General features: G+C 72.2%; 15 protein-coding genes and 1 pseudogene. 10 read left to right on the forward strand and 6 right to left on the reverse strand.

Features of this window, described 5'->3' with window-relative positions:
* The first annotated feature begins 2 nt into the window (after positions 1-2).
* The 4 genes from ID574_RS27715 to ID574_RS27730 are packed head-to-tail and all read left to right on the forward strand — an operon-like array spanning position 3 to position 3,467.
* Positions 3-1,019: an ABC transporter permease gene (locus ID574_RS27715; protein ID WP_188191873.1), complete on the forward strand. Its 1,017-nt coding sequence runs from the start codon at positions 3-5 to the stop codon at positions 1,017-1,019.
* Positions 1,016-1,864 (forward strand): ABC transporter permease, encoded by an 849-nt coding sequence (locus ID574_RS27720; RefSeq protein WP_188191874.1) that lies wholly within the window; start codon positions 1,016-1,018, stop codon positions 1,862-1,864. Before ID574_RS27715 ends, ID574_RS27720 begins: the two co-directional genes overlap by 4 nt.
* A complete protein-coding gene (locus ID574_RS27725) occupies positions 1,861-2,598 on the forward strand; it encodes an ATP-binding cassette domain-containing protein (RefSeq protein WP_188191875.1) in 738 nt (245 codons plus the stop codon). The genes ID574_RS27720 and ID574_RS27725 overlap by 4 nt, the downstream gene beginning before the upstream one ends.
* A gap of 2 nt (positions 2,599-2,600) precedes the next feature.
* Positions 2,601-3,467, forward strand: a complete 867-nt coding sequence (locus tag ID574_RS27730) for an ABC transporter ATP-binding protein (protein ID WP_223167133.1) — start codon at positions 2,601-2,603, stop codon at positions 3,465-3,467.
* Here the strand turns inward: ID574_RS27730 and ID574_RS61740 are convergent.
* The 4 genes and pseudogenes from ID574_RS61740 to ID574_RS27745 all read right to left on the reverse strand — a co-directional run bounded on the left by ID574_RS61740 (position 3,460) and on the right by ID574_RS27745 (position 6,029).
* Positions 3,460-3,591 (reverse strand): hypothetical protein, encoded by a 132-nt coding sequence (locus ID574_RS61740; RefSeq protein WP_262496048.1) that lies wholly within the window; start codon positions 3,589-3,591, stop codon positions 3,460-3,462. The two genes, ID574_RS27730 and ID574_RS61740, sit on opposite strands and share 8 nt — an antisense overlap.
* Positions 3,592-3,624: 33 nt before the next feature.
* Positions 3,625-3,741 (reverse strand): annotated as a pseudogene (locus tag ID574_RS62895) (MarR family transcriptional regulator); the annotation flags it as partial.
* A 49-nt stretch (positions 3,742-3,790) separates the two neighbouring features.
* A complete protein-coding gene (locus ID574_RS27740; protein WP_188191877.1) occupies positions 3,791-4,150 on the reverse strand; it encodes a DUF742 domain-containing protein in 360 nt (119 codons plus the stop codon).
* Positions 4,140-6,029: a sensor histidine kinase gene (locus ID574_RS27745; protein WP_223167116.1), complete on the reverse strand. Its 1,890-nt coding sequence runs from the start codon at positions 6,027-6,029 to the stop codon at positions 4,140-4,142. Before ID574_RS27745 ends, ID574_RS27740 begins: the two co-directional genes overlap by 11 nt.
* Positions 6,030-6,200: 171 nt before the next feature.
* Between ID574_RS27745 and ID574_RS27750 the strand changes: the two genes are divergently transcribed.
* Entirely contained in the window at positions 6,201-7,760 is a 1,560-nt protein-coding gene (locus ID574_RS27750) for an ABC transporter substrate-binding protein (RefSeq protein WP_188191878.1), read from the forward strand.
* On the opposite strand, the gene ID574_RS27755 is transcribed toward ID574_RS27750, so the two are convergent.
* A complete protein-coding gene (locus ID574_RS27755; RefSeq protein ID WP_188191879.1) occupies positions 7,736-7,921 on the reverse strand; it encodes a hypothetical protein in 186 nt (61 codons plus the stop codon). The two genes, ID574_RS27750 and ID574_RS27755, sit on opposite strands and share 25 nt — an antisense overlap.
* Before the next feature lie 18 nt (positions 7,922-7,939).
* On the opposite strand from ID574_RS27755, the gene ID574_RS27760 reads away from it, so the two are divergent.
* A complete protein-coding gene (locus tag ID574_RS27760; protein ID WP_188191880.1) occupies positions 7,940-8,566 on the forward strand; it encodes a hypothetical protein in 627 nt (208 codons plus the stop codon).
* Here ID574_RS27760 and ID574_RS27765 read toward each other — a convergent pair.
* Positions 8,535-9,644, reverse strand: coding sequence for an MFS transporter (locus ID574_RS27765; protein ID WP_223167117.1), 1,110 nt, complete (start codon positions 9,642-9,644; stop codon positions 8,535-8,537). The two genes, ID574_RS27760 and ID574_RS27765, sit on opposite strands and share 32 nt — an antisense overlap.
* A 93-nt stretch (positions 9,645-9,737) precedes the next feature.
* Here ID574_RS27765 and ID574_RS27770 point away from each other — a divergent pair, with 93 nt between their 5' ends.
* The 4 genes from ID574_RS27770 to ID574_RS27785 all read left to right on the forward strand — a co-directional run bounded on the left by ID574_RS27770 (position 9,738) and on the right by ID574_RS27785 (position 14,694).
* Positions 9,738-12,122: an ATP-binding protein gene (locus ID574_RS27770; RefSeq protein WP_188191882.1), complete on the forward strand. Its 2,385-nt coding sequence runs from the start codon at positions 9,738-9,740 to the stop codon at positions 12,120-12,122.
* Between the two features lie 403 nt (positions 12,123-12,525).
* The gene (locus ID574_RS27775; RefSeq protein WP_188191883.1) at positions 12,526-12,684 is read left to right on the forward strand and encodes a hypothetical protein; all 159 of its coding nucleotides are present in this window, start codon (positions 12,526-12,528) and stop codon (positions 12,682-12,684) included.
* Positions 12,685-12,749: 65 nt separating this feature from the next.
* Complete coding sequence (locus ID574_RS27780; RefSeq protein ID WP_188191884.1) at positions 12,750-13,886, forward strand: serpin family protein; 1,137 nt, start codon at positions 12,750-12,752, stop codon at positions 13,884-13,886.
* 4 nt (positions 13,887-13,890) lie between these two features.
* The gene (locus ID574_RS27785; protein ID WP_188191885.1) at positions 13,891-14,694 is read left to right on the forward strand and encodes an exodeoxyribonuclease III; all 804 of its coding nucleotides are present in this window, start codon (positions 13,891-13,893) and stop codon (positions 14,692-14,694) included.
* Positions 14,695-14,738: the final 44 nt, after the last annotated feature.

Consider the following 14,738-nt stretch of genomic DNA (forward strand, 5'->3'; position numbering starts at 1 on the left):
CCATGCCGCGCTATCTGGCCCGCCGGCTCGGCCAGGCCCTCCTGGTCGTGGCCGGCGTGGTCATGCTCACGTTCTCCGTCATGCGGCTGGTGCCGGGCGACCCCGCGGTGGCGTACGCCGGGCCGAAGGCCACGCCCGATGAGCTGGCCGCGGTGCGCGAGCGGTTCGGCCTCGACGACCCCCTGCCGCTGCAGTTCGTGAACTACGTGCGCGACCTGCTCACCGGCGACTGGGGCATCAGCCTGCACACCAGGCGGCCCGTGCGCGACGACCTCTACCAGGCCTTCCCCGCCTCGCTGGAGCTGGTCGGCGCGGCGCTGGTCATCGCGATCGTGGTCGGCATCCCGATCGGGGTGCTAGCCGCCCGCTATAAGACGAAATTTCCGGATTTCGGGGTGCGGTTCACCAGCATGCTGGCCGTCTCCATGCCCGTCTTCTGGCTGGCGCTGACCCTGCAGCTGGTGTTCGCCGGCAACCTGGGCTGGGTCCCGATCGCCGGCGAGTACGACTCCTCGCTCGACACCACCAGCCCTCTGACCCTCTGGACGAACATCACCATCGTCGACGCCCTCATCACCGGCAACTGGCCGATCTTCACCAGCACCCTCGAACACCTCGTGCTGCCCGCGCTCGTCGTGGCCGCCTACCCCACGGGCGTGATCGCGCAGATGACCAGGGCGGCGCTCATCGAGGAGTCCGGCCAGGACCACGCCAGGCTGGAGCGGGCGCTTGGCTTCGGCGAGACGTCCATCCTGACCAGGTTCGCCCTGCGGCCGGCGCTGAGCCCGGTCCTGTCGCTGATCGCCCTGGTCTTCGCCTATTCGATCGTGAACGGCTTCCTCGTCGAGGCCGTCTTCAACTGGCCGGGCCTGGGCCGCTACGCCGCCGAGTCGATCAAGTCGCTGGACACGCCGGCCATCGCGGGCGTCACCCTCCTGATCGCCTTGGTGTACACCCTGGCCAACCTCGTCGTGGACCTGCTGCAGGGCGTCGTGGATCCGCGGGCGAGGGCGCGATGACGGCCACCGGGGCGCCGCTGCGGCGCAGGCTGCCGAGGATCCCCGACCGGTTCGCCGCGCTCGGCGCAGTGATCATCGTGATCGTCGTCCTCGCCTCGCTCCTGGCTCCGTGGCTGGCGCCCTATCCCGACGATCCCAATCCGCTGGAATCTCTGCAGCCGCCGAGCGCCGCGCACTGGCTCGGGACCGACAAGGTCGGGCGGGACGTGCTCACGCAGATCCTGTACGGCGGCCGCACCTCGTTGTTCATCGCCGCCGCCGTGCTGGCCGTCTCGGCGGTGGTCGGGGTGACGCTCGGCGTGGTCGCCGGGTACGCGGGAGGCTGGATCAGAGACATGATCATGCGGGTCACGGACGTGTTCCTGGCCTTCCCCGCGCTGCTGCTCTCCCTGGCGCTGGCGGTGGTGCTGCAGCCCGGCGTGAACACCGTCGTGCTGGCCATCGCGGTGACCTGGTGGCCGTGGTACACGCGGCTGGCCGCATCCGTGGCCGCGTCGATCTCCACGCGCAGCTATGTGGACGCCGCCCGCTGCCTCGGCGTGCCGGCGCCGCTGATCATCCTCAGGCACGTGCTGCCGAACTCGCTCACCCCGGTCCTGGTCCAGATCTCGCTGGACGCGGGCGGGGTGATCCTGACCGCGGCGGCGCTGTCGTACCTGGGGCTGGGCGCGCAGGAGCCGACGGCCGAGTGGGGGCTGATGGTGCAGCAGGGCCAGACGCTCTTCACCACGAACTGGTGGGTGGTCACCTTCCCGGGGCTGGCGATCCTGGTGACGGCGTTCGCGTTCAACGTCCTCGGCGAGGGGCTGCGCAACGCGCTCGATCCCCGGAGGGCGGTCAAATGATCGAGGTACGCGACCTCCGGGTCAGCTATGGAGGCCGGGTCGTCGCCGACGTGCCCGAGCTCGACGTGCGGGAAGGCGAGTGCGTGGCGATCGTGGGGGAGAGCGGGTCGGGCAAGACGACCACGTTGCTGTCGTTGCTGGGCCTCACCACAGATGCCGAAATTTCAGGACAAATCCGCGTCTGCGGGGTCGACGTCCTGACCGCCCCGCCGCGCCGCCTCCGCGAGATCCGCGGGGCCAGGGCGGCGCTCGTGATGCAGTCGCCGCAGGCCGCCCTCAGCCCCGCCACCCGCCTCGGCGTCCTCATGCGCCGCGCGCTTCGGCTCCACGGCAGGCCCGCCACGGAGCCGGCCATGGCGGAGGCCATGGAGGCCGTGCTGCTCGACCCGGCCCTCCTGCGCCGCTACCCACACGAGATCTCCGGCGGCCAGGCCCAGCGCTTCGCCATCGCGCTGGCCATCGCCCTCGGCGCGGAGGTGATCCTGGCCGACGAGCCCACGAGCGCGCTCGACGTGACCGTGCAGGCCGAGGTGGTCGGCGTGCTGCGCCGGCTCAGGGCCGAGCGCGGCCTGGCGCTCCTGCTCGTCTCTCACGACCTGGCCCTGGTGTCCACGATCGCCGACCGGGTGCTCGTCATGAAGGACGGCGCGGTGGTCGAGTCGGGGCCGGCGCCGGAGGTGCTGGCGGAGCCGTCCCACCCGTACACGCGCGAGCTGCTGGAGGCGCTGCCGTGACCATGCTGAGGGCCGAGCGGGTGACGCTCGGGTACGGCAAGCGCCCGGTCGTGCACGACGTCTCCCTGGACGTCACGGAGGGCGGCGTCGGGCTGATCGGGGAGAGCGGGTCGGGCAAGACGACGCTGGCGCGCGCCTTCCTGGGCCTCCTCAGCCCGATGTCCGGGACCATCTGGTACGGCGACCAAACGCTGAAAAGTGTGGATATGCGGAAGTTCCGCAAGGACGTTCAACCGGTCTTCCAAGCCGAGTCCCTCGATCCCCGGATGCGCATCGGCAGTTCCATCGCCGAGGCCCTCCCCAGAGCGGCCAGATCGAGGGTGGGGGAGCTGCTCGAACAGGTGGGCCTGGACCCCGGGCTGGCCGCCCGCAGGCCGCACCAGCTCTCCGGCGGCCAGCGCCAGCGCGTGGTGATCGCCAGGGCCCTGGCCGTCGGCCCCCGCCTGCTCATCCTCGACGAGCCCACCAGCGCGCTCGACGTGACGGTCCAGGCCAAGATCCTCGATCTGCTGGCGGGGCTGGACACCGAGCGCCTGCTCATCACCCACAACCTCGCGGTCGTGGAGCGGCTCTGCCGCACCTCGCACGTGCTCTTCGCGGGCCGCGTCGTCGAGTCGGGTCCCACGGCCGACCTGCTGGCCAAGCCCGCCCACCCGTACACCAAGGCCCTGCGTGACGCCGTGCCGAAGCTCGGCGGCCCCCCGCCTGAGGCCAGGGGCAGGACGGAGGCCGTTCCGGCGGCGACGGGATGCCCGTACCGGCTGCGCTGCCCGCTTTCCGTGCCGGAGTGCGAGCAGGCGCCGCCTCTACGGGCCTTGGAGAGCCGTCAGGTGGCCTGCCACCGGGCGGAGGAGGTTCTGCTCACTTGATGACCCTCTGAGCCCTCAAGTGGGCGCAGACGTCGTCCGTGAGCTTCTCCATCAACCGGGTGAGCTCCGCCCGGTCCGCCGCCGACCAGCCGGCCATCGCGCCCCCGAACCAGTCGGTGGTCACTTTGCGGCACCTGTCCGCCACCTCGGTGGGCGCGATGCGCCAGGCTCGGCCGTCGTCGGGGTCGCGGACGCGCTCGACCAGGCCGCGCTGCTCCAGGGCGGCGACGTGCCTGGTGACGTGCGGGCTCTCGACCTGCAGGGCCTCCGCGATCGCGCCGACATGTCACAGCGGTCTGAGAAGTCGGCATCAGACCGCCACGTCACAGCGCCTTCAGCCCGCTGATCACCTCCAGCAGCACCTTGGCGTCCGGCGCGGGAGGCGGGTGCTCGACCTGGACGAGCTGCTGCGCGTGCAGGTCGCCCACCAGCACCCGGACCACCCCGATGGGCAGGTTGAGCTCGGCGGCCACGTCCACGAGCCGGGTCGGCTTCGTGCACATCTGCAGGATGATCAGATGCTCGGGCCCGAGGCCGACCGGCGGCGTGAGACCGCCGGCGGTGATGATCACCGCGATGAGGTCGATCGCCTCGCTCGCGGGGACCGTACGGCCCCTGGTCAGCAGGTAGGCGGGGACGATCGGACCGGCGTCCTCGTCCAGCCAGCGCTCGTCACGACTCACTTCGCACCACCCGCATGGGGCGCACCGGCTCCTCCGCCGGAGCGGGATCCTCGGGCTCGGCCACGTGCTCTTCCGGGATCAACACGATCGCGGTGGTCCCTCCATATGGTGAACCGCGCAATGTCACGCGGATGTTGTGCCTGGCGGCCAGGCGGGAGACGACGAAAAGGCCGAGCCGATCGCTGTCGGCCAGGTCGAACTCCGGGGGGCTGGCAAGCCGCTCGTTGTAGTCGGCCAGCTCCTCTGCGCTCATCCCGAACCCGCGGTCCTCGACCTCGAAGACGAAGCCCCGGGCCGCCGACTCGCCGCGCACGATGACCGGGGTCTGCGCGGGGGAGTAGACGGTGGCGTTCTCGATGAGCTCGGCGATCAGGTGGATCACGTCACCGACCACGGGCCCGGCGAGGCGCTTGCCGGGCATCGGCTCGACGGTGACCCGCTTGTAGTCCTCCACCTCGGCCGCCGCGCCGCGGGCCACGTCGAGCAGCGGCACCGGCCGGCTCCAGCCGCGGCCCGGCGTGGCGCCGGACAGGATGATCAGGCCCTCCGCGTGGCGGCGCATGCGGGTGGTGAGGTGGTCGAGCTTGAACAGGTCCTCCAGGGCCTCGGGCTCGGTCGCCCGGTGCTGCATCTCCTGGAGCTGGATGCGCTGGCGGTGCAGCAGGGTCTGGCTGCGCCGGGCCAGGTTGCGGAACACGTGGCCGACGCCCTCGCTGAGCTGCGCCTGCCCGACCGCGGCCTCCACGGCGGTCTGCTGGACGGTGGAGAACGCCTGGCCCACGTCGTCGATCTCGGTCGTGGTGCTCGCCACCGACAGCTCCGGCATCTCGACCTTCTCGCCCTTGCGCAGCTTGGCGACCACGTCCGGCAGCCGTTCCTGGGCCACCTCCAGCGCGACCAGCCGGAGCGCGCCCAGCTCCTTCGACAGCCGGTTGCCCATCCGCAGGGAGAACACGATCGACACGACCACCAGCGCCAGGCACAGGCCCGCCAGCATGAAGGCGCGGTTGAGCACCTCGTCGGCCACCGGCTCGGCACGCGCGTTCAGCATCTCGCTGGCCCGCATCTGCACGGCGTTGAAGGACTTCGCCAGCCCCTCCGTCGTGCTGAGCCACGCCGCGGGCGTGGCGCCGGCGATGATCTGGTCCTCCATCATCCGCATCCGCTGGTAGGCGGCGGAGGTGATCAGGGCGACGTTGGCGTCGCGCAGGACCGGGTCGAGTTCGGTGAGCGACTGGTCGATCAGGAAGCGCCGGTTGCCGACGATCTGGGTGAACAGCCTGCGCTCCGCGGCCGTGACCGGGCCGAGCGCGATGGCCTGCTCCCTGGTCAGCAGCTCCTTGGCGTATCCCATGTCGATGACCACGCGGGACTGCTCGTAGATCGGGATGTCGTCGATCAGCGCGACGTGCCGGTGCAGGCTGAAGATCGTGTCGATGATCGCGTTGTACGCCTCCACGGTGTGCAGACGGTCGAACAGGCCCGTGTCGATCTCTCCCCTGATCGCGTCGAGCCTGTCGAGCTGCGTGTACACCGCGTCCACCTGTGTGCGGATCTCTTCCGATCGGTCCTTGGAGTTGCTGGAGAGCTGCCTGAACGTGTCCCTGGCGGCGTCTGTACGGGTGCGCTGCTCGGTGACGGCTGAGCTGCCGGCCGCCCGGCGCAGGAGCTTGGCCGAAACGAGACGCTCACGCTGGATCTCGCTGATCAGTTTGTACGCGGGATGACGGAGGTTCGTCCAGAGTGTCTTGTATTCGCGTAGCTCCAAACCCTCCGATGCGGTGACGGCGGTGATGACCCCCCACAACACCACCATGGAGGTCAGCGGCACCAGCAGTAGTCCGATGATCTTCAAGCGGATCGTTCGGCTACGACCCATGGCACCTCACTCCGGTCGGTCCCCTGCTGGCAACCCCGGACGGGACAGGCCCCGAGGATAGCAATTCGATCACCAAAATGCCCAATTTTTCGGGACTTTTGGACACGTGCTCCCGGCTTTCGTGATCTTGGAGTAGGTTTCCCGGGTACATCGCCGAGAGAGGGAGATGCGTTGCGCCGTCGTCTCGCAGCGGCCGCCGCGCTGCTGCTCCTCGCGGCCTGCGCACCGGCCCCCGAGCCACCGCGGGCGCCGGCGGGCGAGGCGCCGTTCGTCCAGGTCCGGAACCTGGAGGTCATCACGGAGTGGGACCCCAGCCTCTCCTACTCCAACGAGCTCGTCGCCTTCCAGAACATCTACGAGACGCTCACCTTCTGGAACCCGGTCACCAAGAAGTCCGCCCCGCGCCTGGCCACGTCGTGGCGGGCCTCGGCCGACGGCCGGACCTGGACGTTCAACCTGCGCCCCGGCGTGACGTTCCACACCGGCCGGCCGCTGGACGCCGAGGCGGTCAAGGCGTCGATCGAGCGCACGATGGCGGCCAGGACCGGCGCCTCCTACATCTGGGACGCCGTCTCCTCCATCAGGGCCGAGAGCCCGTCGACCGTGACCTTCACCCTGAAATACCCGGTGCCCCTGGACCTGGTGGCCTCCTCCGGGTACGCGGCCTACATCTACGACACCAAGGCGGCCCCCGACCTCGGGAAGTGGTTCAAGGAGGGCAGGGACGCGGGCTCCGGGCCGTACACGGTGGCCAGGTGGCAGAAGGGCAAGGAGGAGGAGCTCACGCTCAAGGCGTACGACAAGTATTGGGGCGGCTGGGACAAGCCCCACTACAACATGGTCAAATACCGCGTCGTCCCCGACCCCGACCGGGCCTGGCAGCTGCTGCTGCGCGGTGAGGCGACCTACGTCGAGCGGCTCAACCCGCGCCTGTTCGCCAAGGCGCGGGTCACGCCCGGCGTGCGCACGTCGGAGCGGCCCTCGTTCAAGACCGCGATGATGCTGTTCAACACCGCCGAAGGCCCCATGAAGGACGTGCGGGTACGCCGCGCCATCCAGAAGGCCGTCGACTACCGGGGCCTGCTCAAGGACCTGAAGGGCGCCGGATCACGGGCCAGCGGCGTCATCCCCGAGGGCCTGATGGGCCACGTGCCCGGCCGGACGCCCCGCCAGGACCTGGCCGCCACGGAGCGGCTGCTGCGCCGGGCCGGGTACGGGCCGGGAGGCCGGCCGCTGCGGCTGCGCCTGACGTACGGGGAGGGCGACACCGACTGGCGCCTGCTGGCCACGCGGCTGGAGGCCACGCTGAAGCCGCTCAACGTCACGGTCGAGTCCCGCGCCATGACCTGGATCGCGCAGTGGGACCTGGGCAAGAAGCGCGGCCAGGACATCTTCGTGATGTATTGGTGGCCCGACTACGCCGACGGCTACTCCTACTTCGGCAACGTCTTCCACAGCGGGAACCCGCCGGTGTTCAACCTGACCTACCTCGACGACCCGGGGCTGGACGCGCTGCTCGAGACGGTGCCCGAGCTGACCGTGACCGACAAGCAGGCGGCGCAGCGGGCGTACGAGCAGGCCACCCGGTGGGTGCTGGACCAGCGGGCCGCCGCCGCGCTGCCCTGGGTGGTCAACTATCAGCGCGCCTACCAGGGCGGCATCCAGGGCTACGTCGACAACCCGGCCTACCCCGACGTCGTCTTCGCCTACGACCTGCGCCCCTCCGGCTGACCGTCACCAGGCGACGGCGCTCCCTCGACCCTTTCGCGGAGCTTGGTCCTGATCTCCTCGGGAGTGTAGGCGCGGCGGCGGCGTTCGGCACGCGCGATCACCACTCCCGTGGCCGCCACACCCATGATTCCCGCCAGACCGAGCATCTTCCACCAGCGCATGTTGCCTAGGCTAGCGTTGTGCTGACTCTCGACGAGGCCGTCAAGGTGACGCGGACCGGCGATCTCTGGATCTTCCGCGGGCGTTCGGTGCCCGACCGCGCGATTCAGACGATGACCAACAGCCCGGTCAACCACGTGGGCATGGCCATCGTGATCGAGGACCTGCCGCCCATGATGTGGCACGCCGAGCTCGGCAGGTCGCTGCCGGATCTGTGGGCGGGCGCGCACCATCGCGGGGTGCAGCTGCACGACCTGCGTGACGCGGTCACGGTGTGGGCGGACAAATACGGCCAGAGGGCCTGGCTGCGCCAGCTGGAGCCGGAGGCCACGCCGGAGATGGAGGACGCCGCCCTGCGCACGGTCGCCCGGCTCGACGGCACCCCGTTCCCGTCCACGGCCCGCCTGGCGGCCCGCTGGTTCCGGGGGCGCGTCCCGCGCCGGACCCGCAAGGAGGCCACGCTCGAGAGCGCCTACTGCGCCGAGGTCGTGGCGGTCACGTACGAGGCGATGGGGCTGCTGCCGGCCGGCCGCCGCCCCAACTGGTACGACCCGGGCAGGTTCTGGAGCGGCGACGACCTCGAGCTGCTCGCCGGCCGCAGGCTCGGCAACGAGATCACCGTGGGAGTGGAACGCACGCGGGCCTGACCCTGGTCAGCGGCAGCGTGACGGCCATGACCGCGGCGACCAGCGCGAAGCCGAGCGGATAGCCGGTCTGGCCCAGCACCAGCCCGAAGCCCATCGCCCCCACGCCCATGCCCGCGTCGTAGGCCAGGTTCCACAGGGCGCTGACGCGGGAGGGCTCGCCGCGCTCGAACATCAGCGCCAGCGTCGCGTTCTGCAACACCCCGAACCCCGCGCCGAACAGCACCATCCCGGCCATCACCGCGACCGGCGCGTCGACCTGGGTCTGCAGCGCGACCCCCGTGACGGCGGCGAGCACACCGGGTGGGAGCAGGCGGGCGTGACCGTAGCGGTCGCCGAGCCGGCCGGCCAGCCACCGGGCCGCCGGCGTCGTGAGCGACTGGGCGAGCAGCGCGGCCGAGGCCAGCTGCGGGGAGCCCGCCAGCGGCAGGAACGTGATCAGGACGCCGGTCGCGGTGGTCACGGCCGCGAAGATCAGCGACGGGCCCGCCAGGTCCCGCAGGCCCGTGCCGTGCTCTGCGCTCCGGTACGCGGGCCTCGACCTGGGGAGCCCGCGCACGGCCGCCAACCCGGCCAGCGGCACGAGCCCCGCTGCCACCAGGACCGGGGTGAAGCCGATCGTGTCGCTGCCCCACAGGCCCAGGGGCAGGCCGAGGACCGACGGGATGCCGACCGCGACGCCGTACAGGCCGAGGCCCTCGCCGCGCCGCTCGGCAGGCACCAGCTCGGCGGTCAGCGCCGTGCCGGCCACCACCACGATGCCGAGGCCGGCCCCGCGCAGCAGGCTGATCGCCAGGACCGCGGGGAGGGCGGCCGACAGCGGGAGCAGCAGGGTGGGCAGACCGAGCAGCGCCAGGCCGAGCCCCATCACCGCGCGGTGGCCGAAAGCGGACAGCAGCCACGGCACCGCCAGCTCGGCCAGGACCGTGGCCAGCATCATGACGCCGGTGGTCAGCCCCGCCCCGAACTCTCCCGAGCCGCCTCTCACGACGTACAGGGGGATCGCCGAGAAGAGCAGGTAGAAGCCGAACAGGCCGGCCATCGAAGCGGCCATCATCAGGTTCATCGAGCGTGTCATCATGCCCACGACGGTGACGGAAGGGACCCTCGGCCACATCGGGCAAGATGCTTAGCCGCCTCTTCAAAACGGGGCCGCCTCCTCATAATGGGGGACGTGTTCGTCGGGCGTGAGGCGGAGCTGCAACGGCTGGCGGCCGCGCAGGCCCGCACGCCGGCCGCGGTTCTGGTGGTCGGCGAGGCGGGCATCGGCAAGTCGCGCCTGGTCCGCGAGTTCGTCGGCGGGATCGACGCGCTTGTCGCGGAGGGCGGAGCCGATCCGGGCGGGACGGCGTACGCGCCGTTCGTGCCGGTGCTGCGGCGGCTGGTCAGGGAGTACAGCGCCGGGCTGGTCCCGGGCGGCGGGCGCAGCGGGCTGGCCCGGCTGCTGCCCGAGCTGGGCGAGGTGGCCGAGCTGCCCGGGATCGGGCGGGCGCGGCTGTTCGAGGAGGTGCTGCTGCTGGTCGAGCGGGCCGCCGAACGGCGTCCGCTGGTGCTCGTGCTGGAGGACCTCCACTGGGCCGACCCCGCCACGCGAGACCTGCTGGTGTTCCTGCTCCGCAACCTGATGCGGCCCGGCGTCCTCGTGATCGCGACCTCACGGGAACAGCTGCGGTTGCCGGGCGCCGAGCTGGTCAGAGTGCCACCGCTGGCGCGCGACGAGGTGGCCCGCATGCTCGGCTGGAACGGCGCGGCGCGGCACCCCGACGACGGCGCGGGGCAGGCCCCCGACGGGATCGCCGGGAGGGCGCCGCGGGACGGCGCGGAGCTGGATGTGATCGTGGCGCGCAGCGAGGGCAATCCGCTGTTCGTGGAGGCGCTGGCCGACGCGGGGGCCGGGGCGGCGACACCGGCCTCGCTGCGCGAGCTGCTCCTCGCCGGGGCCGACCGGCTCGATCGGCGCAGCCTCGGCGTGCTGCGGATCGCCGCCGTGGCGGGGCGCAGGATCCCCCACGACGTGCTGGCGGCCGTGGCCGGGCTGGACGAGCTGGCGTTCGACGAGGCGCTGCGACCGATCGTCCGGGCGCGGCTGCTGCTCGTGGACGGCGACGGCTACGCGTTCCGGCACGCGCTGATCCGTGACGCCGTCTATGACGACCTGCTGCCGGGGGAGCGCCGTCGCCTGCACGCCCGCTGCGCCGAGTCCTGGCCGGAACCGGCCGCCGACCACTGGTACGCGGCGGGGGACCGGCGCCGCGCCTTCGAGGCCGCCTGGCAGGCCGCCCGCTGGGACCGCGTGCTGGAGCTGTGGGACGAGGGCGACACCGGGGGCCGGGACCACGCGTGGGTGCTGGAGCAGGCCGCGCGCGACGCCCTGTGTGAGGGCGACGCCGAGCGGGCCGAGGAGCTGGCCACCCGGGCGTTGGACGAGGTGGCCGATCCGCTGCGCGCCGCCCACCTGCTGGAGTTGCGCGTCGCCGTACGCGACCTGCTCGGCGACCTCGGCACGGCCTCCCGCCTGTACGCGGAGTTCAGGGCGAGCCCGCCGGACGACGACAGCCTCCTCATGTCGTACGCCAGTGAGGCCGACGTGCTCGAGGCGGCCGGCGAGCACGCCAAGGCGGAGTCGGTCGCCCGCGCGGGCCTGGCCAGGGCCGGGCGCCTGGGCATGGCCCGCACCAGGGGCGCCCACCTGGCCGCGAACCTCGCCGAGCCGCTCGTCTCGCTGGGCCGCTGGAAGGAGGCCCGCGAGGTCATGACGGCGGCGCTCGCGCTCGACCCGGCGCCGATCCACCGGGCCTGGATCCTCATGGTCCTCGGCACGCTCGCGGTCTGGGAGGGCGCTCTGGACGAGGCCGACGACATCATCCGCCTGGCCAGGCCGCTGATGCGCGGCCGGTCGCGCGGCTACGACTCCTGCCTGGAGCCGGATCTGCTCGAATGCCGGCTCGCGGTGGCCACGGCCGACGCGGAACGGGCCGGGCGGGTGACCGATCACGTGCTGGCCGAGCACGACCTCAGGCTGAGCCGCCGCTACGCCTGGCCGCTCCTGGCCCTGGCGGCCCGCATCGGACGCGTACGCGAGGCGCCGGCCGGCATCTCCATCACAGGACCGGTGCAGGAGGCGTACCGAGCCACGTTCGAGGCCGAGTGCGGCGGGTCCTGGGCGGCGGCCGTGGCCCGTTGGCGGGCCGTCGGGCAGCCGCACGCGCTCGGCCAGGCGCTGGTCCGCGCGGCCGAGCAGGACCCGGCGGAGGCACGCGGCCTGCTGCGCGAGGCGGCCGCGATCGCCGACCGCCTGTGCGCCGAGCCGCTGCGGCGGGAGGTGGAGTCGGCCGCTACCACCCTGCGCGTCGGCCTCACCACGGACCCGGCCCTTTCCGCTCGCGAGCTGGAGGTGCTCGGGCTGGTCGCCGAGGGGCTGAGCAACCGGCAGATCGCCGAGCGGCTGTTCATCTCGGCCAGGACGTCGGGCGTGCACGTCTCGAACATCCTGGCCAAGCTGGGGGCGTCCTCCCGCGTGGAGGCCGCCGCCCTGGCCCGGCGAGACGGGCTGATCTGACCGGCGCCGCTCTCCCCACGGTTGTGCCCGGACCCGATGGACATCCGCGTGCTCGGCCCGATCGAGGTGTACGACGACGGCGCCGAGATGCCCATCGAGGGAGCCCAGCAGCCAAGGCCATCGTCCAGCTCAAGGTGTCCAGCTGCGTAAGACGCTGGGCGACCGCATCGCCGGCACCACCGCCGGCTACTCGCTCGCCGTCCCCGGCCGACGAGGTGGACCTCGGGTGCTTCCGCCTCCTGGCCGCCGAGGGGCGGGCGGCAGGCCGCCACCGCCGCGTGGGCGCGGGCGCTCTGTCTGTGGCGCGGGCAGCCCCTCCAGGGCCTCGGCACCGCGTGGGTACGACGGGCGGCGCAGCCTGTTCACGACGCCGACCGCCGGGCACCCGGGACCGCCCTCGATCATGCAGGAGGAGGGCAACTGGGTCGTGGTGGACTGCAACGACAAGGCGCTGTGGACCACCAAGACGGCAGGCAACCCGGGGGCCTGGCTCGCGGTCGGCGGCGACGGCCGGCTGATCGTCTACTCACGCGACGACAAGCCGCTCTGGACGAGCCGCTGACCGGCGGATGATCGGGCCGGGCGGTCCCCCTGCACGGGCCGCCCGGCCTTTGTCATACTCGCGAGATGCGGCATCCGGTGAACACGCTGACCGCGCGATGGGCGGCGGCGCTCGGCGCGGGGGAGTCCTACGTGATGTCGGGCGCGGCCGTGTGGCCGCTCCTCGCCTACCTCGCCCAGGCTGCCGACGGCCAGGGGCGCACCGAGCTCAGGACGGCCGTGGGGGTGGACGCCGACGCCGTGCCGGCCGTGCTGGACGCCCTGCGGAAACCGGCCGTGCGCTCGGCCATCGGGCTGTGGACCGCCCGTACCCTGCCGCTGAACCCGTCCTGGCTCGCCACGCTGCCGTCCGGCATGCGCGGCGAGCTGACCGGAGACCCGGCCGCGGACCGCTCGGCCCTGGACGCCTGGGCGTCCTCGCAGACCGGCGGGCTCGTCCCCGCCATGCCCGTGACGCCGTCCGAGGACCTCCGGCTCGTCCTGGCCGCCGCGCTCACCGTCAGGACCGCCTGGCTGCAGCCGTTCGAGGATGACATCAGGGTGTTCCGGAGCGGTCCCTGGGCGGGCCGGGAGCTGGCCGTCCTGTGGCGAAGCACGACCGCTCTCGACGTGCTCCGCATCGCCGACACCCCGTCGGGGCCGCTCACGATGCTCCGCGTGACGGGCGACGGCGGCGTCGACGTACACCTCCTGCTCGGCGAGCAGGACGAACCCGGCGAGGTGCTGCCGGCCGGCATCGATGCCCTGAGCGGCCTCTTACCGTGGCGAGAGTCGGGACCCGGCGTCCGGACGGAGATCGTCCCCTCGAGCACCCCCGACGACGCCCTGAACGTCACCGTGCCGCGCTTCACCGTCACCTCCGCGCACGACCTGCTGCGCCTGCCCGGCGTGTTCGGCCTGGGCACCGTCACCGACACGCGTCGCGGCCACTTCCCCGGGATCAGCCCCGAGCCGCTCGCGATCGGCCAGGCCGCGCAGGCCGCCGTCGCCGTCTTCGGCGCCACAGGCTTCGAGTCCTCCGCCGTCACCGCCTTCGGCGCCGTCCCCGGCAGCGCGCCGCCCGCGAGGCCCTACCGGGTCAGGCGCGTCGACGTGCACTTCGACCGCCCGTTCGGCTTCCTCGCGGTCGAGCGCGACAGCGGCCTGATCCTGACCGCGGGCTGGGTCGCCGACCCAGGGCCGGCAGAGCCGGTGGCACGCTAGGAGCATGCGCCTGGCAACCTGGAACGTGAACTCCGTCAAGGCACGCCTGCCCCGCGTCCTTGAGTGGCTGGACGAGACCAAGCCCGACATCCTCTGCCTGCAGGAGACCAAATGCCCGGCGGAGGCGTTCCCGGCGGCGGAGGTGGGCGCTCTGGGGTACGCCGCCGCGGCCCACGGTGACGGCCGCTGGAACGGCGTCGCGCTCCTGTCCAGGGTGGGGCTGGAGGAGGTCACGCTGAGCTTCCCCGGCGAGCCCGGCTTCGGCGAGCTCGACGGGGTCGGCGCCGCCCGCCCCGAGGCCCGCGCCATCGGCGCGACCTGCGGCGGGCTACGCGTGTGGTCGGTGTACGCCCCGAACGGCCGCACGGTCGACTCTCCCCACTACCTCTACAAGCTGGACTGGTTCGCGGCGCTCCGGGACGCGCTGGCGGCCGAGATCGCCGCGGGGCCCTTGGTGGTGTGCGGCGACTTCAACGTGGCGCCGACGGACGCCGACGTGTGGGATCCCACGCTGTTCGTGGGCGCCACGCACGTGACCCCCGCCGAACGCGAGGCGCTGGCCGCGCTGCGCGCCCTCGGCCTGCACGACGTGGTGCCGACGCCGATGAAGGGCCCGCACCCGTTCACGTACTGGGACTACCGGGCCGGGATGTTCCACCAGAACAAGGGCATGCGCATCGACCTCGTGTACGCGAGCGCAGAGGTGGCGGGGCGGGTGCGGTCGGCGTACGTGGATCGTGAGGCGCGCAAGGGGAAAGGGCCGTCCGACCACGCGCCGATCGTGGTCGATCTGGAGCCGGTGAATTAGTTAATTACAAGATGCCGTCGTCCGAGTATCCTGTGTTCTCAAAT

Origin of the sequence: Nonomuraea sp. SYSU D8015 (assembly GCF_008065375.1) — a bacterium.
GTDB lineage: Bacteria > Actinomycetota > Actinomycetes > Streptosporangiales > Streptosporangiaceae > Nonomuraea.